Annotated in this window: 19 protein-coding genes; 18 read left to right on the forward strand and 1 reads right to left on the reverse strand. The window is 37.3% G+C overall.

Translation table 11 applies throughout. From position 1 onward, the window contains the following. Positions 1 to 11 precede the first annotated feature (11 nt). The 15 genes from IGL48_RS06335 to IGL48_RS06405 all read left to right on the forward strand — a co-directional run bounded on the left by IGL48_RS06335 (position 12) and on the right by IGL48_RS06405 (position 18,363). Positions 12 to 845: a PRD domain-containing protein gene (locus IGL48_RS06335; RefSeq protein ID WP_002357655.1), complete on the forward strand. Its 834-nt coding sequence runs from the start codon at positions 12 to 14 to the stop codon at positions 843 to 845. Between the two features lie 36 nt (positions 846 to 881). Further along, positions 882 to 2,879, forward strand: a complete 1,998-nt coding sequence (nagE, locus tag IGL48_RS06340; RefSeq protein WP_048949490.1) for an N-acetylglucosamine-specific PTS transporter subunit IIBC — start codon at positions 882 to 884, stop codon at positions 2,877 to 2,879. 241 nt (positions 2,880 to 3,120) lie between these two features. Further along, a complete protein-coding gene (locus tag IGL48_RS06345; protein ID WP_048949491.1) occupies positions 3,121 to 4,602 on the forward strand; it encodes a BglG family transcription antiterminator in 1,482 nt (493 codons plus the stop codon). Then, complete coding sequence (locus IGL48_RS06350) at positions 4,592 to 5,044, forward strand: PTS sugar transporter subunit IIA (protein WP_048949492.1); 453 nt, start codon at positions 4,592 to 4,594, stop codon at positions 5,042 to 5,044. Before IGL48_RS06345 ends, IGL48_RS06350 begins: the two co-directional genes overlap by 11 nt. Further along, on the forward strand, positions 5,044 to 5,361 hold the full coding sequence (locus IGL48_RS06355; RefSeq protein ID WP_002357651.1) for a PTS fructose transporter subunit IIB: 318 nt from the start codon (positions 5,044 to 5,046) through the stop codon (positions 5,359 to 5,361). Before IGL48_RS06350 ends, IGL48_RS06355 begins: the two co-directional genes overlap by 1 nt. Before the next feature lie 19 nt (positions 5,362 to 5,380). After that, positions 5,381 to 5,830: a PTS sugar transporter subunit IIA gene (locus IGL48_RS06360; RefSeq protein ID WP_048949493.1), complete on the forward strand. Its 450-nt coding sequence runs from the start codon at positions 5,381 to 5,383 to the stop codon at positions 5,828 to 5,830. A gap of 108 nt (positions 5,831 to 5,938) precedes the next feature. Further along, positions 5,939 to 7,039 carry a PTS fructose transporter subunit IIC gene (locus IGL48_RS06365; RefSeq protein WP_048949494.1) on the forward strand — a complete coding sequence of 367 codons (1,101 nt, stop codon included), beginning with the start codon at positions 5,939 to 5,941 and terminating at the stop codon, positions 7,037 to 7,039. Between the two features lie 137 nt (positions 7,040 to 7,176). Then, on the forward strand, positions 7,177 to 7,866 hold the full coding sequence (gene alsE, locus IGL48_RS06370; RefSeq protein ID WP_048949495.1) for a D-allulose 6-phosphate 3-epimerase: 690 nt from the start codon (positions 7,177 to 7,179) through the stop codon (positions 7,864 to 7,866). 291 nt (positions 7,867 to 8,157) lie between these two features. After that, positions 8,158 to 8,775: a lysozyme family protein gene (locus tag IGL48_RS06375; protein WP_002357646.1), complete on the forward strand. Its 618-nt coding sequence runs from the start codon at positions 8,158 to 8,160 to the stop codon at positions 8,773 to 8,775. A 128-nt stretch (positions 8,776 to 8,903) separates the two neighbouring features. After that, complete coding sequence (locus tag IGL48_RS06380; protein ID WP_002357645.1) at positions 8,904 to 11,240, forward strand: cation-translocating P-type ATPase; 2,337 nt, start codon at positions 8,904 to 8,906, stop codon at positions 11,238 to 11,240. A 316-nt stretch (positions 11,241 to 11,556) separates the two neighbouring features. Continuing rightward, positions 11,557 to 13,443 (forward strand): DNA primase, encoded by a 1,887-nt coding sequence (gene dnaG / locus IGL48_RS06385; RefSeq protein WP_010777627.1) that lies wholly within the window; start codon positions 11,557 to 11,559, stop codon positions 13,441 to 13,443. Positions 13,444 to 13,551: 108 nt separating this feature from the next. Continuing rightward, on the forward strand, positions 13,552 to 14,658 hold the full coding sequence (gene rpoD / locus IGL48_RS06390; RefSeq protein WP_002360364.1) for an RNA polymerase sigma factor RpoD: 1,107 nt from the start codon (positions 13,552 to 13,554) through the stop codon (positions 14,656 to 14,658). A gap of 151 nt (positions 14,659 to 14,809) precedes the next feature. Further along, positions 14,810 to 16,843: a cell division site-positioning protein MapZ family protein gene (locus IGL48_RS06395; protein WP_048949496.1), complete on the forward strand. Its 2,034-nt coding sequence runs from the start codon at positions 14,810 to 14,812 to the stop codon at positions 16,841 to 16,843. Between the two features lie 73 nt (positions 16,844 to 16,916). Further along, a complete protein-coding gene (locus tag IGL48_RS06400) occupies positions 16,917 to 17,798 on the forward strand; it encodes a CvfB family protein (protein ID WP_002361792.1) in 882 nt (293 codons plus the stop codon). 115 nt (positions 17,799 to 17,913) lie between these two features. Next, positions 17,914 to 18,363 (forward strand): Fur family transcriptional regulator, encoded by a 450-nt coding sequence (locus tag IGL48_RS06405; RefSeq protein ID WP_002357640.1) that lies wholly within the window; start codon positions 17,914 to 17,916, stop codon positions 18,361 to 18,363. Positions 18,364 to 18,413: 50 nt separating this feature from the next. Here the strand turns inward: IGL48_RS06405 and gap are convergent, their stop codons facing one another. Beyond that, positions 18,414 to 19,424, reverse strand: coding sequence for a type I glyceraldehyde-3-phosphate dehydrogenase (gap, locus tag IGL48_RS06410; protein WP_002357638.1), 1,011 nt, complete (start codon positions 19,422 to 19,424; stop codon positions 18,414 to 18,416). Between the two features lie 287 nt (positions 19,425 to 19,711). Between gap and obgE the strand changes: the two genes are divergently transcribed. The 3 genes from obgE to IGL48_RS06425 all read left to right on the forward strand — a co-directional run bounded on the left by obgE (position 19,712) and on the right by IGL48_RS06425 (position 22,794). Next, on the forward strand, positions 19,712 to 21,028 hold the full coding sequence (gene obgE, locus IGL48_RS06415; protein ID WP_002384537.1) for a GTPase ObgE: 1,317 nt from the start codon (positions 19,712 to 19,714) through the stop codon (positions 21,026 to 21,028). A 138-nt stretch (positions 21,029 to 21,166) separates the two neighbouring features. Beyond that, positions 21,167 to 21,469, forward strand: a complete 303-nt coding sequence (locus IGL48_RS06420; protein WP_002363933.1) for a hypothetical protein — start codon at positions 21,167 to 21,169, stop codon at positions 21,467 to 21,469. Positions 21,470 to 21,495: 26 nt separating this feature from the next. Continuing rightward, the gene (locus IGL48_RS06425) at positions 21,496 to 22,794 is read left to right on the forward strand and encodes a PTS sugar transporter subunit IIC (protein WP_002363934.1); all 1,299 of its coding nucleotides are present in this window, start codon (positions 21,496 to 21,498) and stop codon (positions 22,792 to 22,794) included. Positions 22,795 to 22,882 lie beyond the last annotated feature (88 nt).

Raw genomic sequence — 22,882 nt, forward strand, 5'->3', positions numbered from 1 at the left:
GAGGGTCATTTATGAAAATTAAAAAGGTGCTAAATCAAAATGCTGTACTTGTTCTTGACGAAGGACAGGAGAAAGTAGCTGTCGGTAAAGGCGTCGGGTTTAATAAGACTAAAAATGATGTCTTATCTCGACAATTGGTGGAGCGGATGTTTGTGATGGAGCCAGAAGGACTGAAAAAACTTCAAGTACTGCTATCACAAATTGAAGACAAATACTTTTTAGCGAGTGAAGAAATTATCCAACATGCTGAAACGGTATTGGGTGAAAAGTTGAATGAACATATTAATATTGGGTTGAGTGATCACATTGCTTTTGCAGCTGAAAATATTCAAAATAATATTATTGTTCGGAACAAGCTTTTAAGTGAAATTGAGATTTTATATAGTGAAGAATTTGCTATTGCTCAATGGGCTGTAGAATATTTAACACAAACCTTAGAGATTCCATTTAGTTATGATGAAGCGGGATATATTGCAATTCATATCCATAGTGCTCGCAGCGGGCGTACTGATAATAGTAAAAGTATCCGTGAAGTTACAATCGTTTCTGAAATTATTCATTTAATCGAGCAGGAATTGGCTATTGATATTCATGATGATAAAAATAGTCTCAGTTATTCACGTTTGGTGAATCATTTACGTTTGTTTATTCATCGTTTCCAACAAAATCAATATGCTGTTTTAGATGAAGAAATTTTGGAAGTCGTAAAGAAAAAGTATGCTGAAAGCTATGAAATCTCAAAAAAAGTACAAGTCTTATTAATGAGAAATTTTCATTATCAAGTACCAAATGAAGAACTTGGTTATTTATCGATTCACATTGAACGATTAAGAATGACCAAATAATAAAAATTAAATAGTTTATGTGAGGAGTTACGTATAATGAAAGCGTATATGCAAAGAATGGGACGTTCGTTAATGTTACCAGTTGCTGTATTACCAGCGGCTTCTTTATTAGTCGGTATTGCCAACTGGATCGTGGGAACAATCGGCGCTAGTCCAGCCACAACTTTTCTAATGAATGGTGGTTTGGCTATCTTAAACAACTTAGCATTGTTATTTGCGGTTGGTTTAGCGTTAGGAATGTCAAAAGATAAAGATGGATCGGCAGCATTAGCTGGTTTAGTCGCTTATTTAGTGCCAAAAACTGTTTTAGCGCCTGCTTCTATCCAAGCCATTAAAGGCTTCAAGGATATTGCTGAAGTAAACCCAGCCTTCAACAGCATGGACAACAATGTCTTTGTCGGGATTGTCGCTGGTTTAGTTGCCGCGGCAATGTATAATCGTTTCTCTGGTGTGAAATTGCCAATGGCTTTATCATTCTTTAGTGGAAAACGTTTAGTTCCTATTATGTCAGCTATTTCGATGTTAGCAATCTCAGCTGTCTTATTCTTCTTCTGGCCAGTTGTTTATAACGGATTAGTTGCTTTTGGTAAAGGAATCTCTAGCTTAGGTTTCATAGGAGCTGGCTTGTATGGTTTCTTTAACCGACTATTAATTCCAACAGGGTTACACCATGCCTTGAATTCTGTTTTCTGGTTTGATGTTGCTGGTATCAATGATATTGGGAACTTTTTAGCTGGTCAACAAGCGTTAGATACTGGTAAAGCAATTGTAGGACAAACAGGGATGTATCAAGCTGGTTTCTTCCCAGTAATGATGTTTGGTTTACCAGCAGGCGCTTTTGCTATTTATCAATGTGCGCGTCCTGAGAAGAAAAAAGTTACAGCTTCATTAATGTTAGCTGCTGGTTTTGCGGCCTTCTTTACAGGCGTAACTGAACCTTTAGAGTTCTCATTTATGTTCGTTGCTTGGCCTTTATATGTTTTACATGCAGTCTTTACAGGTATTTCTTTAGCATTCGCTGCGTTTATGCATTGGACAGCTGGCTTTGCCTTTAGTGCAGGTTTTGTAGACTTCTTCTTAAGTTTGAAAAACCCAGTCGCGAATCATCCAATGATGTTGGTGGTTCAAGGACTTGTCTTTGCAGCAATTTACTACTTCGGTTTCCGTTTTGCAATCACTAAGTTTAACTTAATGACACCAGGACGTGAAGAAGGCGATGGCGAAGAAACGCCAGATGTTGCAGAAGGTGACAACAAATTTGCTTCTCTAGCTCGTCGTATTTATGATGGTTTAGGCGCTGATGCTAATGTAACTTCTATTGATAACTGTACAACTCGTTTACGCTTAACAGTGAAAGATACAGGCAAAGTGGATCAAGCAAAAATTAAAGCAACTGGGGTTCCTGGTGTGAAAGTCATTGATGACACCAATATCCAAGTGATTGTTGGTACGGAAGTACAATTTGTTGCTGACGAAATGCAACGATTATATAACCACCAAGCGCCAGCAACACCAGTCAAAGAAACACCTGTTTCTAAACCAGTTGTTGAAGAAAAAGCACCAGTTTCAACAAAAGAAACTGAATTATATTCTGTAGCGAATGGGAAAGTTATTCCTATTTCTGAAGTACCAGATGATGTTTTCTCAGCAAAAATGATGGGTGACGGTTTTGCTGTCGTACCAACAGACGGCGAAGTTTCAACACCCGTTGCTGGTAAAATTACTAGCATTTTCCCAACAAAACATGCGTTAGGTATCCAAACAGATTCAGGCATTGAAGTATTATTACACATGGGTCTAGATACTGTTGAGTTACAAGGTGGACCATTTACATTACATGTTGAAGAAGGCCAAGTTGTAAAACAAGGCGATAAAATTGCAACCATTGATTTAGCCGCATTAGAACAAGCTGGCAAAAAATCAGATTTAATTGTTGTTTTCACAAATCAAGATATCGTTGCTCAATACGATTTACAAAAAGCAGGTCAAACGACTTCAATGAATGATGTAATCGGAAATGTTACCGTAAAATAAAAGTAAAAAAGGGCTAGCCGCAAGGCAGCCCTTTTTTTGTATTCTTTGAAAGTATTAGTGTCTGTAGAGACAGTAATTCAAAATCGCTTGCTCTACAGGTTTTTATTTATAAATAGCCTTAGAAAGTTTCGCATAATTGAACACTTCAACCACTCACAAAAATGGCCAATGTAACGGACAGAAAACAAGGAAGCGTTTTCTTTTATATGGATTATAATAAATATATCAAGGAGGGGTTGCTATGAGTTCGAAAAAAGAACGTGGACAAAAATTGTTGTTACTTCTCTCAAAAAAACAAGATTATATGACTGCAGAAGAATTGGCAAACTGCCTAAGTACTTCTCCTAAGACAGTTTATCGTTTGATAAAAACAATTAACGATGAATTTTCAGAAGGTTCACTCATATTATCTGAGAAAGGACGAGGATACAAGCTAGACTATGAACGATTTATGAAACAGAATCGACATTTAGTCGAAAAAGAAAGTGATTTTTCGCCAAGGGAAAGACGCAATCGAATTCTGGAGGAATTGTTGTTAGCTTCTCCACAAGCTAAAAATGTTTATGAATTATTTGCAAGATATTATGTTGGCGATTCTGTGATATTTAGCGATGAACAACAATTATCCGAAGATTTAAAGAAATATGATTTAACACTCAAACGGAAAAATCGAACGTTGGCAATTATCGGTGAGGAAAGAGCTATCAGGAAAGCCATTTCCGATAGAATACAACTGTTGAACATTATCGATATTGAGGACCTTCGAAACAACAAAGCATTAAATTTTAATAATTATGATGTCCTTTTTACGTTAGATCAAGTCAGGAACATTGAAAAGAAACTGGATATTACTATTCCACATCCATATAACGTAAACATCTTTTCGCATCTTTATATCTTAATTAGTCGTTCACGAAAAGTAGCTATTTCTGAAAAATACCAATTATCTAACGAAGAAGAACAAGAATTAACAAAGGACTTAGTACTCAAAAAGGTCGCGCAAACAACGATTCAACAGATTGAAACTTATTTAAATAAGAGACTGCCTAACGTTGAAATTTATTACTTATATCAATATTTGGTTTCTTCTAGGATGCAAGGTTCATTTAGTAAAGTAACTAATTTTTCTTTCAAAGTAATGCAAGTTACTCAATTTTATTTAGAGGAAATGAGTGCACAACTAAAAATTTTAACTGATAATGATCAGCTACTTCTTGAATTGGCTAGTCATATAAAACCAATGATAAATCGTCTTGAAAACGGCATACATGTTAAGAATAGTTTATTGGATCAAATAAAAATGACGTATGAAACAATTTTCGGAAAAATTGCGCAAGTTTCTAAGCAAGTAAGTAAAAACTATCAACTGCCGGCTATAAACGAAGATGAGAATGGGTTTATTACATTGTATTTTGCGCGAATGATTGAAACCAATCAGTTACCTATTCGTACTTTGATTATGTGTACCACTGGAATTGGAACTTCAGAACTATTGAGAGTAAAAGTTGAAAAGAAATTCCCTGAATTACAAATTGTTGAAATTATTCCCACACGAAATATAAAGAAATCATTAAAAGATTATTCTGATATTGAATTGATTCTTACAACGATTCATTTACAGGAAAAGGTCCCCATTAAATCATTGTTGGTAAGTGCCATGTTTACAATGGATGATCAGTATCGATTACAAAGAAAAGTTGAGGAAATCTATCATGAACGTTAATCCTTTATACCAAGTTTTCCTAAACCAAGAACTTCTTTCAAAACAGCAAGTATATCAATTCATTGCAGAAACAGCAGCACCTTTGTTAACGCCCGAAGAAAAAAAGCAGATTGAGGAATCTTTGGTAAATCGTGAGAAGATGGGAAGTAATCAGATTGCAGAGCAAATTGTCTTGCCACATTTAGAAAATGCACTCTTGAAAAAAAGTGAAATATATCTGATTGGCTTAAAAACAGAAATCCAAGAATGGACGGCAGACATTAAGCAAGTGAAATTAATTATTGTCATCTTACTAAAAGAAAATGAACGGTTAAAAGTAAAAAAAGAAATCAGTCGATTTACTAGAAAATTAGCAAATGAAGACTTCTTAGAAAAGTTGTTGCGTTTAAAAACAGAAACAGATTTTTATAAAAATATAGAAAGATTTGAGGAGGAAAAATAATGAAGATAGTCGGCGTAGCAGCCTGCACAGTAGGAATTGCTCACACATATATCGCACAAGAAAAATTGGAGAACGCTGCAAAAAAAGCAGGAGTTGAGATCCATGTAGAAACACAAGGGACCATTGGGATTGAAAACAAACTAACGGATGAACAAATTAAGGAAGCGGACATTGTTATATTAGCCATTGATGTAAAAATTTCTGGAAGAGAGCGTTTTGATGGGAAACGAATCATTCAAGTACCTACAGAAGTTGCTGTAAAATCACCCACTAAACTAATTGAAAAGGCAGAAGAAGTTATGACACAAGAAAAGTAACCTTCTAGGAGGAATTGTAATGGAAGTAAAGGATATCATTGACTTAAAAACCGTTAAAACGAATATGAATGTAAATACAAAAGAGGAAGCGTTAAAAGAATTAGCCAATCTTTTGCTTGAAAATGGCAATATTTCAGATGAAAAAGGCTTTATAAAAGATATCTATGATAGAGAGGCGGAAGGCCAAACGGGCATCGGAAACTATCTAGCCATTCCACATGGCAAAAGTGCGTATGTAAAAAAAATAGGCGTGGCCATTGGTATTAATAGTACAGAAATTCCTTGGGAATCTTTAGATGATAATGGCGTAAAAGGAATCATTCTTTTTGCTGTGGGCAATGATCATAAAGAAACAACTAGCCATCTTAAACTATTATCATTGTTTGCCAGAAAACTCGGAAATGATGAAGTAGTGAAAGAACTCCTTCAATCAAAATCGCCAGAGGATGTAGTGAAGGCATTCTCTTAATGAAATTACTGAGACAGCATATTGTGGATATTTTCTACAGAAGAATTCATAACAGCAATTTTTTTAAATAGAAAATAAAATAAAAGAACAATGTTTAGGAGGATAAAAATGAAAAAAATAAAAGAGTTAAATCTTAAAGGTCATTTATTAACAGCAATCTCATATTTAATTCCAATTGTCTGTGGAGCTGGCTTTTTAATTGCAATTGGTATGGGGTTTGGTGGCTCAAGTCAAGGAACCTTGGTACCAGGTGAATTTTCGCTTTGGGATGCTTTAGCTACTATGGGTGGCGCTGGCTTAGGCTTATTGCCGGTTGTTATATCTACTGGCATTTCCTTTTCAATCGCTGGTAAACCTGGAATTGCTCCAGGCTTTATTATTGGTTTAACTGCGAATGCAGTTGGCGCTGGCTTTATTGGTGGTATCTTAGGTGGTTACTTGGCAGGATATCTTGTATTAGCTATTTTAAAATATGTGAAATTACCAAACTGGGCGAGAGGGTTAATGCCAACATTAATTATTCCATTTTTAACCTCAATTACTGGTGGATTAATCATGGTATATATTATCGGGACCCCAATAACGGCATTTACTTCATTATTAACGAACTTTTTAGATAGCTTAGGTAACTCGTCATTATTAATTTTTGGTGGTGTAATTGGTTTATTAAGTGGTATAGACTATGGCGGACCCATTAACAAAACTGTTTTTGCCTTTGTTTTGACAATGCAAGCGGAAGGACTTAATGGACCAATTACAGCATTGCAATTAGTAAATACAGCAACGCCAATAGGCTTTGGATTAGCTTTCTTCTTTGCTAAATTATTTAGAAAAAATATTTATACAAAACTAGAAGTTGAAACGTTAAAGTCTGCCGTACCAATGGGCGTGATTAACATTGTTGAAGGTGTTATTCCTTTAGTTATGAATGATATTGTCCGAGGAGTCATTGCTACAGCGATTGGTGGCTTCGTGGGTGGCGCAACAACAATGATCTTAGGGGCAGATGCGACTGTTCCATTTGGCGGTGTTTTAATGATTCCAACAATGAGTAAACCGCTGGCTGGTGTTATTGCAATTGTTGTAAACGCTGTGGTTACCGGTTTAGTTTTAGCGATTATTAAGAAAGATGTAACTGAGAAAGATATGGAAGCTTTAGTAGAAAAAGAAGAAGAGGAGATAAACTTGGAAGATATTCAGATTTTCTAAACAAAATGAAAAAGCGCAACAAAATTAATGCAATTTATATTGCCTGTCAGAGATGTGTCAACGTCTGAATATAACGAGTTAGAAAAATTTTCAAAAACATCAACCAAATAATCAGATAGAAAGAGTTGAAAATTAGAATGAACAAAGTTGAATTTTCTCCGTCACTAATGACGATGGATTTGGACAAGTTTAAACAACAAATCACCTTTTTGAATGATCATGTTGCTTCGTATCACATAGACATTATGGATGGTCACTATGTGCCAAACATTACATTATCTCCGTGGTTTATTGAGGAGTTAAGAAAAATTTCGAAGCTCCCAGTATCTGCCCATTTAATGGTTACGAATCCAAGCTTTTGGGTACAACAACTAGTAGATATCAAATGTGAATGGATTTGTATGCATGCAGAGGTTTTAGATGGTCTAGCATTTCGCCTAATTGACCAAATTCACAATGCTAATCTTAAAGCAGGGATCGTCCTTAATCCCGAGACGCCTATTGAATCAATCTTTCCATATATTGAATTGTTGGATAAAATCACAATCATGACCGTTGATCCAGGCTTTGCTGGCCAGCGATTTATTGAAGGAACACTTGATAAAATTGTTGCTCTTCGTCATTTACGTGAAGAAAAAGGGTATCGTTATGTAATTGAAATGGACGGCTCATCGAATAGAAATTCATTTAAGCGAATTGATGCTGCAGGACCTGATATTTATATTGTTGGTAGAAGTGGATTGTTTGGATTGAATGAAGATATTGAAAAAGCTTGGAGAATGATGAGTAGAGACTATGAAGAAATGACTGGGAAAAAAATTCCATAAAACATTTGACTGTTTGTTAAAAGAATAGATAAGTTGTATAAAGTCAAGCCTAGAAAAGAATTTTGTTCATTCTTATCTGGGCTTTTTTTGATGCAATAAATAAGCGTCAATAGAACAAAATTACTTGTTATTCTATTCTAGGTGAAAACGTTCAATCTTGCGAAGTTACGGTTTGTTCACAAAAAAGTTACTTTTATTAAATAAAACTAAAGAAGTAACAAAAACTTCGCTTTTTTCAGTTATTTCAAGTAACATAGAACGTATCTTAAAAGAAAAAGTTTGGATGATTCGATGCGTAGAGTAAGAAAAATAATTTATAAAATCATGCTACTTTTGTTTGTTGGTTTAGTTGCTGGTCTTGGCTATCTTGGCTATAAAATACATCAAAATGTTGAAACGGTAATGACCTTTGAAAAACAAGTAGAAGCAGAAGTCAAAAAAAATAAAATACCCGAATACAAAACATTAGCTTTAGCGATTATCTATACAGAATCTAAAGGGAAATCTGGCGATATTATGCAGAGCAGTGAAAGTGTTTATGGACAACAAGAAGTGATTGAAACACCAGAGGAAAGTATCGCACATGGCGTCAAATTTCTCGCGGAAGCGTTAGCGAAAGCAAAAGAAGCTGGCTGCGATGAGTGGACAGGCGTACAAGCATATAATTATGGACTGGATTATATTCAGTTTGTTAAAGAACGCGGCGGGAAACACACGACAGAGTTAGCAGAAGAATATTCAAGAGAAGTCCTTTCACCGTTGCTAGGGAATGACCAAAATACGAAATATCGTTATTATCGTTGGCAAGCGTTAGTTTACAATGGTGGTTACCTTTATCAAAATGGTGGCAATATGTTCTATGCGGAAATTGTCAAAATGAATCGTTGGTTTATTGAAAAGTTAAATTAAAACGAGAAAAGTCTAAAGAATTCTTTCAACTTACAGGAATTTTTTAGGCTTTTCTTGCAGTTTCATGAAAATGCAAGTAAACTAGAAGGGATGTAACTGATTAATTGAAAAGGTAGGGAAAGAGCTGGATGTTGAATAAAGTCGACCTGAAAAAAGGGTTAAGTACAGAAGAAGTTGCCAAGCAGAAAGAGTTAGGCCTTCAAAATAATTATGAGGAAAATGTAGCAAAATCTACAAAAGATATTATTTTTGATAACGTCATGACGTTATTCAACTTTTTAAACTTTGCAATCGCTGTTTGTTTACTATTTGTCGGAGCGTATTCCAATCTGGCTTTCTTAGCGATTATTATTGTGAACATGTCAATCGGGATTTTCCAAGAAATTCATGCCCGTAATTTAGTTCAAAAATTATCTATTGTGGCAAAAGAAAATGTTCATGTTGTTCGAAATGGTGTACAACAAGAAATTGATACAAAAGAACTAGTTATGGAAGATATTGTTATTATCTCTGCAGGGGAACAAGTTCCTTCTGATATGGAAGTTATTGACGGTAAAGTCGAAGCGAATGAAGCGTTGTTAACAGGCGAATCAGATTTAATTGAAAAGGAAATCGGCGATACCTTGCTTTCTGGAAGTTTCATTGTTAGCGGACAAGCCTATGCCCGTGTTATCCACGTTGGTGCCGAAAACTATGCTGTGAAAATCACCCAAGAAGCCAAAGTGCATAAACCAATTCAATCAGAGTTAGTCAATTCGATTCGTAAAGTCTCTAAATTTACAAGTTGGGTGATTATTCCTCTGGGGATTATTTTATTTGTTGAAGCTTTTTGGTTAAGAGATGCTGGCATTAAAACATCTGTTGTTGCTTCTGCAGCTGCTTTGTTAGGGATGTTACCAAAAGGATTAGTACTATTAATTAGTATTGCGCTGACAACAGGTGTCATTAAGTTAGCCAAAAAACGTATTCTAGTACAAGATATGTACTCAATTGAAACATTGGCCCATGTGGACACTTTGTGTTTAGATAAAACTGGAACGATTACAGAAGGTAAAATGAAAGTGCAAAAGGCGATTATCTTGCATGACAAATATGAAGAACTCTTCCCGCAGATTATCGGAAGCTACCTATCTGAAAGTACGGATAATAATATTACAATGCAAGCAATTCGTGATCATTATGAAGTATCCAATCGATTTGGCGCAAAAGAAGTCTTGGCTTTTTCTTCTGAACGAAAATGGGGAGCTATTGAATTTCCAGAAATTGGGACAGTTTATTTAGGGGCTCCTGAGCGTTTGGTAGACGATAGTCGGTTGCCAGAAGCTGTTTTTACAGCACAAGAGAATGGGTATCGCGTCTTGATGTTAGCCATTGCGGAACAACAACCGTTAAACGAAACCAAAATGCCTTATTTAGAGCCATTAGCAATTCTAGAAATTGACGATCCAATTCGCCAAAATGCCAAAGAAACACTGGCTTATCTAAAAGAAGAAGGAATCGACTTAAAAGTAATTTCTGGTGATAATCCGGTAACTGTTTCAAATATTGCTCGTCGTGCTGGGCTACCCGGTTATGAGTCTTATATTGATTTGTCGACCAAAACGACAGAAGCAGAAGTGCGTGAAGCAGTTCAGCAATACACAGTGTTCGGACGTGTATCGCCTCAGCAAAAACGAACCATTGTACGTGAGTTGAAAGACACAGAGCATGTGGTGGCGATGACCGGCGATGGCGTCAACGATGTTTTAGCGTTACGAGAAGCGGATTGTAGTATCGCCATGGCAGAAGGAGATGGCGCTACTCGGCAAATTTCTAATCTAGTTTTGCTAGATTCTGATTTTACAACGTTACCAGATGTCTTGTTTGAAGGACGACGTGTGGTAAATAATGTAACCCGAGTTTCCAGTGTTTTCTTCATTAAAACGATTTATTCGTTTATTCTCTCAATCATTTGTGCCTTAACGGCCATCGCGTTCCCGTTCATTCCGATTCAAGTGACCTTGATTGATTTAGCAATTGAAGGGTATCCAGCCTTCTTCTTATCTTTCGAAGGGGACAAACGAAAAGTTGTCGGGAAGTTTTTACCAACGGCTTTGAAAAATGCGTCTGTTAATGCGCTTTTAGTTGTAGCGAATATCATTGCTGTTTATCTGATTGGACAAAATCAAGGATTTTCTTCTTTAGACACCACGACGTTAATGTATTATTTATTAGTTGGAATTAGCTGTATGGCTGTTGTTCGAGCATGTCTGCCTTTAAATCCATTACGCATTTTCTTGGTTTTCAGTACCATTATTGGTATTTATGTAGCAGCTATGTTATTCCACAACATTTTAGAAATTGGTTTCTTAACTTCGCAAACAATGGGTCTCTTCTTTATTATGATGGCCATTAATATTGTAGTGCGTGTAACAATTGGTTTCGTACAAATGAAACGTGCTGGAAAAACAATTAAAGATTTATAAAAAGCAGAGGTTGAGCTAAAAGCATTCGTCTCCAGAAATGCAGTTCTTCTTTAAATCTTGAAGGAAGTCGGAGCAAGCTTGATGTTTAACTGATTATTTTAAGAGTTAGTGTCTGGGGCAGGAGTCAGGATGACTTTTGTCCTAGATACTTTCTTTTTTTGTTGAGTTGAAACAAGATACTTGAAAAACAGCGATTATGTGATACAATAAATCATGTGTAAATGTGTCCATTGGAATTCGCACTGAAATGACAGTGCGTTTTTTAAACGGTCAATCACATGAGTTAGCACAATGCTATTCTTAGGAGGTGAGGACAATGGCACAACGCATTCCTCAGGAAGTCATTGAGGAAGTTCGTCACCGAACGAATATAGTAGATATTATTGGGCAGTATGTCCAGTTAAAAAAATCCGGTAAAAATTATATGGGTTTATGTCCGTTTCACGAAGAACGTTCCCCTTCATTTTCAGTAGCAGAAGACAAACAAATTTTTCACTGTTTTGGCTGCGGGAAAGGTGGAACTGTTTTTAATTTCTTGCAAGAAATTGAAGGCATTAGTTTTCCAGAATCCGTGAAACGTGTTGCAGATTTGGAACATTTATCTGTGGACTTTGATTGGTCAGAGCCGCGTGAAGTAGCGGATACCCCAGAAAACCAACAAAGACGGAGTTTGTTACAACTGCATAGTAAAGCCGCAGAACTTTACCATCATATTTTAGTGAATACTAAAATTGGCGAACCCGCATTAAACTATTTATTAGAGCGGGGGTTAACACAAGAACTAATTGAGACCTTTCAAATTGGATTTGCGCCGCAAAAACGTGATTTCTTAAGTCAAGTTTTTAAAAACGAACAACTGGATGAAACGCTTTTTGAGCCTTCTGGGCTGTTTGTCCAAAGAGATAACGGTACGTTTTTGGATCGTTTCTATCAACGAATCATGTTTCCAATTAATGATCCCCAAGGCAATGTTATCGCCTTTTCTGGTCGCTTGTTAAAAACAGCTGATTTTCCAGGGGATGAGATGCCTAAATACTTGAATAGTCCTGAAACAACACTTTTTAATAAGCGAGAAACGCTGTTTAACTTTGATAAAGCCAGAAAAGAAATTCGTAAAGAAAATACAGTCTTGCTTTTTGAAGGATTCATGGATGTTATCGCTGCTTGGCAATCAGGCGTAAAAAGTGGGGTGGCTTCAATGGGGACTAGTTTGACCAATGAACAAATTCGGCGTTTGGAGCGGGTCGCTAAGGAAGTAGTTATTTGTTACGATGGCGATAATGCCGGTGTTCAAGCCACAAACCGTGCGATTCAATTATTGCAAGAAAACAGTCATTTTGAATTGAGTATTGTCAGCATTCCTGAAAAGCTGGATCCTGATGAATATGTGCGGAAATATGGCGCAGAAGCTTTTCAAAATTTAGCCAATCATGGCCGAGAAACAGTTTTTAGTTTTAAAATGAATTATCATCGGTTAACTAGAAACATGAATAACGAAAAAGAACAATTGGATTATGTGAACGAATTGTTACGGGAGTTAACCAATGTTCAATCTCCCTTGGAACGTGATCGTTATTTAAACCAAATTGCTCAGGAATTTCAGCTTTCTGTTCATAGTTTAGAAGAACAATTCAATCAATTGAAGCAAGAGCAACGTTCAGTCCAACGGCAAGAAAGGCAACAATTTTATCAAGATGAAATGATGCCACCACCAATGGAAGAACCTGTTTTTGAAGAGAATCACGTCCAAAACAAGTTACCGTTAACACAAGTTCAAAAAGCAGAACGTTCTTTATTATTTCGTTTAATGAATGAACAAGGAGTACGGCAAACCGTTCAACAATTGCCAGATTTTTCGTTCGCTCATGATGAATACCAAGAATTATATTTCTTGCTAGAAAGTTATGCGACACTGCATCAAAGTTTCGACATTGCCGATTTTATTAATTTCTTGCAAGATAATCAAACCAAACAATTAGCAATTGAAATTGCGTATCAGAATTTATCGGAAGAAAGCTCTGAGCGAGAAGTTGCCGATTTATTACATGTAATTGCCTTATCAAGTATTGCAGAGGCAATTGAGCAGAAAAAGATTCAACAGCAAGAAGCAAAACGAGTGGGCAACCAACAGCTTGAAGCCGAATTAACAATGGAGATTATCCAATTGGCTCGACAGCTTAAAGCTCAACGAACATTTACTTAAGCAATATAATGAATAGAACTAAGCGTTTTGTTCATTTTATTTTGATAAGTCCCAGTGATTTATCAGTTATTTCAAGCGTGAACCGAAAAATGAAGGGGGCCTTCTTTCATGGAAAAAGAAACAAGTAAAAAATATGAAGCTGCAGTGGCAGCATTTATCAAAGAAAACAAGCCTAAAGGAACAGTGGTTTATGATGATTTAGCGAATCAATTAGCCACACCGTATACTTTGGATGCAGAAGCTATGGAAAAATTGATCCAAAAAGTTGAAGATGCTGGTATCAGCGTGGTCGATGAAAATGGAGACCCAAGTGAACATAGCTTGAAAAAAGATGAAAAAGAAGCGGAAAAGGCCCAAGCAGAAGACTTATCTGCGCCAACAGGTGTTAAAATTAATGATCCCGTGCGTATGTACCTAAAAGAAATTGGGCGCGTTCAATTATTAACTGCCGCAGAAGAAGTTGAATTGGCACTTAAAATTGAAGAAGGCGATCAAGAAGCAAAACAACGTTTAGCAGAAGCTAACTTACGTTTGGTTGTTTCAATTGCCAAACGATATGTAGGTCGTGGTATGCAATTCTTGGATTTAATTCAAGAAGGTAATATGGGCTTAATGAAAGCTGTTGAAAAATTTGACTACCGTAAAGGGTTCAAATTCTCTACGTATGCTACTTGGTGGATTCGTCAAGCGATTACGCGGGCAATTGCGGACCAAGCTAGAACAATTCGAATTCCTGTTCACATGGTTGAAACAATCAATAAATTGATTCGGATTCAACGCCAACTATTGCAAGATTTAGGTAGAGAACCAACGCCAGAAGAAATTGGTGCGGAAATGGATTTACCAACAGAAAAAGTTCGTGAAATCCTAAAAATCGCACAAGAGCCAGTCTCTTTAGAAACACCAATTGGTGAAGAAGATGATTCACATTTAGGTGATTTCATTGAAGACCAAGATGCTACAAGTCCTGCTGAACATGCAGCTTACGAATTGTTAAAAGAACAACTAGAAGATGTTCTGGATACTTTAACAGACCGTGAAGAAAATGTTTTACGTTTACGTTTTGGTTTAGATGATGGTCGGACACGTACGCTAGAAGAAGTCGGAAAAGTTTTCGGTGTCACTCGCGAACGTATTCGTCAAATTGAAGCAAAAGCGTTAAGAAAACTAAGACATCCTTCTCGTTCAAAACAATTAAAAGACTTTTTAGAATAAACATACCGTTTAGCGGCTCTTTTCGTGCATGCGAGAAGAGCCGCTTTTGTTTTTTAAAAAGTCTCTAAATGTCATTGCTAGTTATTGGAAGAAGGCGCAAGTTGTGGTAAATTAGAAGTAATGGAATATTAGCAGAATGTGAGGCGGAAGAATGACAAAAAAATGTCCGAAGTGCGGGAACGAATTCGATGCAGAATTAACGACCTGCCCAACATGTGGCTATTCACTAACTGACACAACAGTTGATAAAGAAGAAGTGGAAACGACTTCAACAAATATAGATTTTGAAACACAGGAAAATGAACAACACGAAGATCAATTAAATGAGAATATTGAATGGTCTGAGTTAAAAGATATGAGCTTAGGCCATGTGATGGAACTGTTTGGCGAATCACCAGAAGAAGAAAGTAATGATGACAAAAAAGAAGAGTCGATAGAAGATAACTTAATAGGCTCTGATTCAGAAGCAGCGCTTCAAGAAGGGGCTAGTGAGGAGACTCATGATTCGGTGGAGGAAACGATACCAGCGACAGAAGCGACGCCTACTCATTCAACAGAAGAAAAACTAGCAACGGACGAAGCAGTTAATTTAGAAGAAACAACTACTGTTGAAGCAGAAACAGCTGAGGTATCTGAGACGGTGAAGTCAGAAGAGGAAGCTTTAACAGAGATTTCAGGAACTGAAGTTATCTCTACCACTTCTGAAGAAGAAATTTTTTCACAACCACCGATAGAAGATCAAGATGTAACACCAAACGAAACTTTGCAAGCTTATATTCAAGCGCATCGAGCAGATACAGAAATGTCTGAAAATCCATCAGAAGAAACAGCAGAGACCCAAGAGTTAGAAAACAGCGGTGAGGCAGTATTAACCCAAGCCGAAACACCAACTGAATCCATTTCAGATTCTGAAGAAGGGTTAACAAGTGCAGCGTCGCTAGAGGCACCGAGCGACGCTGATGCAACCGAGGAAAAAGTTTCAGATTCAGGTGTGATACCACCGATGAATGAAACTGGGAATGCTCAACCAGCGCCTGCTCCGAAGAAACCATCAAAAAAAGTAGTTTTCGTTGCGCTTGCGGTTGTTTTATTAGCTGGAGGTAGTGCTTGGGCGTATCATGATCAAACGCAAAAAGCTGCCGCACAAGAGGCGGCGGCACTAACCAAGAAAACAGATACGCTGAAAGATGAACTAGCAGCCTTTTATACCACGAAGGAGCAAGTTTTTATTAAACCCGATATGGTGACTGTTAGTCCAGAAAAACTCTCAAAACAAGTCGCGGAAATTAAAGATTCAGAAGAGTATTCTCAATTAAATAAACAAATTCAAACATTGAAAGAGAAGCAACAAACCATTCAACAAATCAACCAATTATTTGAGGCGCCGATTGTCAATGGCAATGAGTTGAAACCGGCGATTCTAGCTGCTGATCAACCAATTTCCGTAAAGAAATTAACAGAAAATGATCCATTTGACCAATTGATGAACCAAGCAATCGATCAAGCGAACCAACAATACAACCAATTACAAAAAGCTAAAAAAGCGGTTGAGGTCATTTATAAAGATGGAAAAACTACCAATCAGCTGAATCGAGACACGTATCAAGCTGCTAAGGCAGAAGTAGATAAAGTAACAAGTGATAAGCTGAAAAAAGAACTGGTCAAACAAGTCACGACAGCTGACCAAGCGTTAACCAAGGTTGAAGAAGAACAGAAAAGAATTGCAGAAGAACAAGCTGCCGCAGAGCAAGCAAAACAAGCAGAAGAACAAGCAAAACAAGCTGCTGCCGCGAAAAAAGAGAACGCTAAGAAGGAAGAACCAGCAAAAACAGAAGCGAATGGCTACACGGCGCCGAACAGTGACGGGGTTTACACTAGTCCGCTTTATGCGCCAGATGCTGCTGATATCGCTGATAGTAGCAATCCAGCGTGGACATGGGCACCAGGTGTGAAAGAAAAAGTCTTAGACACAGTGATTGCTCGTGGCTATGTGGTTCCTGGCGGATATTCTTTAGAACCTGCCAAAATTGTGAATGGCGAAGGTTACTACAATCTTTATGCAACAAACAATCAATCAAAATTATTAGAAGGCACTACAGAGAAAAATGTTCACATGTATTTAGTTACAATCAATGCTAAAACAGGTTGGTTCAAAGGGAACGCTTCTCGTAATGCAGGGCAATAAAAGAAAATAGAAACAATCGAACGAAAGCGGAAATCTTTTGTTCGATTGGCTTTCCTTGAGGAGTTAATGATAAATGAGAGAATTACTAGCAACAACATTTACCGGCATTGTGGTCGATGAAAATGAACAATTTTATTTTGTTCAAAAAAATGGTATCACATTCCGTTTAAAAAAAGAAGAAGGTACGCATGCTATAGGGGAGGCTGTAGAAGGCTTTGGTTATTTAAATCAAAAACAAGAGCCAGCACTGACAACTACAATTCCTACTGTGCGCATTGGTAGCTATGGCTTTGGTACTGTCACAGGAACGAGACGTGATTTAGGTGTCTTTGTGGATGTTGGCTTACCAGATAAAGATGTCGTTATTTCGTTGGATGAATTACCAACCATGCGGGAACTTTGGCCTAAAAAAGAAGACCGAGTAATGGTTACTTTAAAAGTGGACAGTAAAGACCGCATTTGGGGCGAATTAGCAGATGAAAAAGTCTTTAAAGCCATGGCAAAACGCGGGAATGCTGAAATGCAAAACCAAAACTTAACCGGGCATGTGTATCGTCTGAAACTTGCAGGAACGTATATTTTAACTGATGATTTATACATTGGATTTATCCATCCTTCTGAACGATTCCAGGAACCACGTTTAGGTGAAAAAGTAGTGGGGCGTGTGATTGGCGTGCGGCCGGACGGCGTATTGAATCTTTCATTAAAACCAAGAAGTCATGAAGTAATCAGCGATGATGCGTTAATGATTCTAACTTTCTTAGAAAGAGCAAACGATCACCAAATTCCTTTCACCGATAAATCAAGCCCTGATGAAATTAAACAAACCTTTGGCATTAGTAAAGCTCAATTTAAACGCGCCTTAGGCCATTTAATGAAACAAAAATTAATTAAACAAGAAGATGGTAAAACAATTCTAATTGGCTCGTTGGAACAATCAAAAGAAAAAAATTAAGGTAGCTAATTGAGAATATCTTGCAAATTACAGTTATTTCTTTTATAATTATTTTAATTTGATTGATAAATTAAGTTTCTTAATTTGTAATCATTCTAAACAAGGAGCTGTAATAATGGATTCGACTGCTGCTTTAAAAAAGACAAAAAAACAATTACATGAATCAGGCTTTAAATTAACACCACAACGGGAAGCAACCGTACTTGTATTATTGGAAAATGAAAAAGATCATTTATCAGCAGAAGAAATTTACTTCTTGGTAAAACAAAAAAGTCCGGAAATTGGTCTAGCAACAGTCTATCGAACGCTAGAAATTTTAACAGACTTAAAAGTCGTTGATAAAGTGAGCTTTAACGATGGTTTAGCTCGCTATGATTTAAGAAAAGAAGGCGCCAAACACTTTCACCACCATTTGTTATGCTTAGAATGTGGCACAATTGAGGAAGTGGAAGAAGACTTGCTTGGTGAAGTAGAGCAAATTGTTGAAAGTCGGTATCATTTTTTAGTCAAAGATCATCGCTTAACTTTTCATGGTATTTGTCAAAGTTGTCAAAGTAAACATTAAAAAAACTGCCTTGCATTAATTTATGCAAGGCAGTTTTTTATTCATTGGAATTATAAATTAGCGAATTTTTCCAATAAGCGAATCATTTGGCAAGTAAAACCATATTCATTGTCATACCAAGCCACAGTTTTCACTAATTGGAAATCGCCAGCTGTCGTTACTTCTGTTTGCGTTGGGTCAAAAATCGAACCTTCTGTCGTGCCGATTATGTCTCCAGAAACAATTTCACGATCATCATAACCGAAAGAAGGGTTATCAATGGTGTGTTTTTTCATTGCTTCATTTACTTGATCAGCTGTTACTTTTGTTTTTAAAATGCTAACTAATTCTGTTAAGGATCCATCCACAACGGGAACACGTTGGGCATGGCCTTGTAATTTTCCATTAAGTTCTGGAATAACTAAGCCAATTGCTTTAGCAGCACCAGTTGAATGGGGAATAGTATTGTCTGCAGCAGAGCGTGCCGCACGAAGATTTCCGCCACGAACAGGGCCATCTAATAGCATTTGTGTTGATGTGTAGGCATGAACAGTTGTCATGGTACCAACTTCAATACCAAATTCATTATTTAAAAAGTAAGCCATCGGTGCTAGACAGTTTGTCGTACATGAGCCGGCAGAAATGATTTTATCGTTGGCATCAAGTGTATCATCATTGACGTTATAAACGATTGTTTTCATTGCGCCTGCAGGAGCAGAGATAACCACACGTTTCACACCTGCATCTAAATGAGCTTGTGCTTTTTCTTCAGAGGTATAAAAACCTGTACATTCAAGGACAATGTCTACTCCGTTTTCTTTAACCCAAGGGATTTTACTTGCATCTGGTTCTGCGTAGACACGGGTTTCTTCGCCGTCCACAACAATGCCATTTTCAGTGGCTGTCACGGTGCCAGGATAGGTGCCATGCGTAGAGTCAAATTGTAATAAGTGAGCCAACATTGTTGGGCTAGTCAAATCATTGATTGCCACAACTTCAATATCATCAGAAACTTCTTTTATTCGGCGAAAGGCTAAACGACCAATTCTTCCAAAACCGTTAATTCCTACTTTGACTGTCATAACAAAAATTCCTCCTTTAGATGTTTGTGTTTCTTTGGACCCTTGCTGAAAAAGTGATTTTCTTCAACTATCTATAGTATGAACCTCTAAAATTTTTTTGTCAAAAGACTGATAGCGAAGCGACAAAAAGAAAGCGAAAGATTCATGAGAAATTTTGCTTTTTCCAACGATAACTAACTAGAATTGCTAGACAAACGGTTGTTTTCCCGATACAATAATAAAGACTTTCGAATCACGCTTTTTGAGGTGATTAAAGATAGTAGAAGTAGAATAGGAGGACAAATTATATGTCCATGTTTTTAGATCAAGTGACGATTGATGTCAAAGCTGGTAAAGGCGGCGACGGAATGGTTGCTTTCCGTAGAGAAAAATATGTACCAGACGGGGGTCCCGCTGGTGGTGATGGCGGTCGCGGTGGCGACGTTGTTTTAGTTGTTGAAGAAGGATTACGCACATTAATGGATTTCCGGTTTAATCGTCATTTTAAGGCGACACCTGGAGAAAATGGTATGAGTAAAGGAATGCACGGTCGTGGGTCAGAAGATTTACTTGTCAAAGTTCCACCAGGTACAACAGTTCGTGATGCAGAAACTGGAGCCTTAATTGGGGATTTAATTGAGAATGGTCAAACCTTAGTAGTAGCAAAAGGCGGACGCGGTGGTCGCGGGAATATTCGCTTTGCTTCCCCAAGAAACCCTGCACCAGAAATTGCCGAAAACGGCGAACCGGGCCAAGAACGTAAAATCGAATTAGAATTAAAAGTCTTAGCAGATGTTGGCTTAGTTGGGTTTCCTTCTGTAGGGAAATCAACGTTACTCTCTGTTATCTCGTCCGCTCGTCCGAAAATTGGTGCCTATCATTTTACGACGTTAGTTCCAAACTTAGGGATGGTGACTACTAGTGACGGTCGAAGCTTCGCTGCAGCAGATTTGCCAGGCTTAATTGAAGGAGCTTCTCAAGGTGTCGGCTTAGGAACACAGTTCTTACGCCACATTGAACGGACGCGTGTTATTTTACATGTCATTGATATGAGTGGCATGGAAGGACGCGATCCTTACGAAGATTATTTGGCAATCAATAAAGAATTGGCTTCACACAATTTACGTTTGATGGAGCGACCTCAAATTATTGTTGCCAATAAAATGGACATGCCTGAAGCAGAAGAGAATTTAGCGAAATTTAAAGAGCAACTTGCGAAGGAACGCACCGATGAGTATGCTGATGAGCTACCTATTTTCCCAATCTCTGGGGTTACTCGTAAAGGTATTGAACCTTTATTAAATGCAACAGCTGACTTGTTGGAAGTAACGCCTGAATTCCCATTATATGAAGATGAAGTGGTAGAGGAAGAAACCGTTCGTTATGGCTTCCAACCAGAAGGTCCAGAATTTACGATTGATCGTGAACCAGATGCTTCATGGGTTTTATCTGGTGAAAAATTAGAAAAATTATTTGAAATGACGAATTTCGATCATGATGAAACAGTAATGCGTTTTGCACGTCAATTACGTGGTATGGGTGTCGATGAGGCATTACGAGCACGTGGCGCGAAAGATGGCGACATTGTTCGGATTGGTAATTTTGAATTTGAATTTGTCGAATAAGCATAAAACCAGTTCACTCAGTGAACTGGTTTTTTATTTTAAAATTAGTATTAAATCAGCGAATAGATTGAAATAATATTTTTAATAGCTTATAATTTTAAATGTAACAAAATAACAAACGAAAGGAGCGAAATTGAAATGGAAAACAATCAAGCAATGGTTCCTAAGTTTTCAGTTAAAAGTGCCGGTTTTCTTTTTAGTATGGGGCTCTTATGTGGTGTCCTGTTGCCGAGTGTTTTATTATGGACTTTCAGTCTGCCGTTTAATATTGGTGCCATGATTTTTTTGCCTGTTGGGATTGCTTTTGCGTTAGCGTATAGTCATTATTTTATTGAAACGAAAACAGGTTTTTGTAAGCGTTTTATTTGGTTGTTTTTAATTTCTCTTATTTTATTAGAGCTTATCTCTTATTTATGGCTGATTAAAGGAGTTATTTTTTAAGAGAAAAACAGAGGAGAGTGTTATTTATGTTAGATAAACTGACTGTTTGGATTGAAAATCATCTAGCTGGACCAATGGCTAAAATTGCCAATCAGCGCCATTTACGTGCGGTGCGGGATGGGATTATTGCGACATTACCTTTAATTATTGTCGGTTCTTTTTTTCTAATTATTGCGTTTCCGCCGTTACCAGAATCTTGGGGCATTACTCAATTTTTAACAAGTAATGCTGCTACAATCTTATTGCCTTACCGAATGACAATGTACATTATGGCGTTATATGCGACTTTTGGCATTGGCGCTAGTTTAGCGAAATCATATAATCTTGATCAAGTCTCTGGAGGGATTTTGGCTACGATTGCTTTTTTATTAACATTAGTACCTGTAGCGATTCCTGAAGAAGCCAGTAAAGCAGCTGGCGTTTCTGGGTTTGTTTTACCAATGGCTAATTTGGGTGGTGCAGGGATGTTTGTCGGGATTGTGACGTCAATTATTGCTGTCGAAATCTATCGAGTAACAGATAAGTCTAAGTTCAAAATTACAATGCCTGATAACGTTCCACCTGCTGTTGCTCGTTCATTTGAATCGTTGACTCCGACGTTAATTGTCATGTTATTGATTGGTTCAATCACTTATTATTTAGGCTTTGATTGGCACACATTTGTAGGGAACTTAGTAGGACCACTAGTTCAAGCAGCGGACTCTTTATTGAGTGTCTTGTTGTTAGTCTTTTTAACAACATTTTTCTGGTTCTTTGGGATTCACGGCGCTTCAATCGTAGGATCGTTGGCGCGTCCTCTATGGCTACAACTATTAGAGGAAAACACGACTGCTAAAGCAGCTGGCGAAGCATTACCTCGGATTGCGGCAGAACCTTTTTACCAATGGTTCATTTGGATTGGTGGTGCTGGAGCCACAATTGGTTTAGCTATATTATTAGCCTTTCGGGCAAAATCAGAATATGGTTCAAAACTAGGAAAAGCTATTTTAGCACCGTCTATTTTTAATATTAATGAGCCAGTTATTTTCGGTGTACCGATTGTCTTAAATCCGATTTTAATGATTCCTTTTATCTTTGCACCAATGGTTTTAGCAACGATTGCTTGGTTTGCCACAAAATTAGGTTTAGTAAGTGAAGTTGTCTTTACCGCTCCTTGGACCTTACCAGGACCAATTGGCGCCTTTATGGCGACAGGCGGCGATTGGCGTGCTGCTGTTTTGAATATTGTTTTAATTCTAGTGGCCATCTTGATTTACTATCCGTTCTTTGTAGCTTATGATAAAAATGAGCTTGCCAAAGAACAAGGCAAACAAATAGAAGAATAAAGAGTGCAGCCGTTTAGTGTCCAGAACAAAAGGTGATGACCTTTTGTTCTGGACCTATTTGTTTATAGGTGATGAAAATTCTCAATTT

Origin of the sequence: Enterococcus sp. DIV1090 (assembly GCF_050537975.1) — a bacterium.
GTDB classification, from domain to species: domain Bacteria; phylum Bacillota; class Bacilli; order Lactobacillales; family Enterococcaceae; genus Enterococcus; species Enterococcus faecalis.

What these genes read in the sequence shown, in the direction of transcription:
- nagE (WP_048949490.1), top strand. Translation starts at nt 882, where the DNA reads ATGAAAGCGTATATGCAAAGAATGGGACGTTCGTTAATGTTACCAGTT.
- gap (WP_002357638.1), bottom strand. Translation starts at nt 19,424, where the DNA reads ATGACAGTCAAAGTAGGAATTAACGGTTTTGGAAGAATTGGTCGTTTA.
- IGL48_RS06405 (WP_002357640.1), top strand. Translation starts at nt 17,914, where the DNA reads ATGGATTCGACTGCTGCTTTAAAAAAGACAAAAAAACAATTACATGAA.
- rpoD (WP_002360364.1), top strand. Translation starts at nt 13,552, where the DNA reads ATGGAAAAAGAAACAAGTAAAAAATATGAAGCTGCAGTGGCAGCATTT.
- IGL48_RS06380 (WP_002357645.1), top strand. Translation starts at nt 8,904, where the DNA reads ATGTTGAATAAAGTCGACCTGAAAAAAGGGTTAAGTACAGAAGAAGTT.
- IGL48_RS06420 (WP_002363933.1), top strand. Translation starts at nt 21,167, where the DNA reads ATGGAAAACAATCAAGCAATGGTTCCTAAGTTTTCAGTTAAAAGTGCC.
- obgE (WP_002384537.1), top strand. Translation starts at nt 19,712, where the DNA reads ATGTCCATGTTTTTAGATCAAGTGACGATTGATGTCAAAGCTGGTAAA.
- IGL48_RS06395 (WP_048949496.1), top strand. Translation starts at nt 14,810, where the DNA reads ATGACAAAAAAATGTCCGAAGTGCGGGAACGAATTCGATGCAGAATTA.
- IGL48_RS06375 (WP_002357646.1), top strand. Translation starts at nt 8,158, where the DNA reads ATGCGTAGAGTAAGAAAAATAATTTATAAAATCATGCTACTTTTGTTT.
- IGL48_RS06350 (WP_048949492.1), top strand. Translation starts at nt 4,592, where the DNA reads ATGAACGTTAATCCTTTATACCAAGTTTTCCTAAACCAAGAACTTCTT.
- IGL48_RS06365 (WP_048949494.1), top strand. Translation starts at nt 5,939, where the DNA reads ATGAAAAAAATAAAAGAGTTAAATCTTAAAGGTCATTTATTAACAGCA.
- dnaG (WP_010777627.1), top strand. Translation starts at nt 11,557, where the DNA reads ATGGCACAACGCATTCCTCAGGAAGTCATTGAGGAAGTTCGTCACCGA.
- IGL48_RS06400 (WP_002361792.1), top strand. Translation starts at nt 16,917, where the DNA reads ATGAGAGAATTACTAGCAACAACATTTACCGGCATTGTGGTCGATGAA.
- alsE (WP_048949495.1), top strand. Translation starts at nt 7,177, where the DNA reads ATGAACAAAGTTGAATTTTCTCCGTCACTAATGACGATGGATTTGGAC.
- IGL48_RS06425 (WP_002363934.1), top strand. Translation starts at nt 21,496, where the DNA reads ATGTTAGATAAACTGACTGTTTGGATTGAAAATCATCTAGCTGGACCA.
- IGL48_RS06345 (WP_048949491.1), top strand. Translation starts at nt 3,121, where the DNA reads ATGAGTTCGAAAAAAGAACGTGGACAAAAATTGTTGTTACTTCTCTCA.
- IGL48_RS06355 (WP_002357651.1), top strand. Translation starts at nt 5,044, where the DNA reads ATGAAGATAGTCGGCGTAGCAGCCTGCACAGTAGGAATTGCTCACACA.
- IGL48_RS06360 (WP_048949493.1), top strand. Translation starts at nt 5,381, where the DNA reads ATGGAAGTAAAGGATATCATTGACTTAAAAACCGTTAAAACGAATATG.
- IGL48_RS06335 (WP_002357655.1), top strand. Translation starts at nt 12, where the DNA reads ATGAAAATTAAAAAGGTGCTAAATCAAAATGCTGTACTTGTTCTTGAC.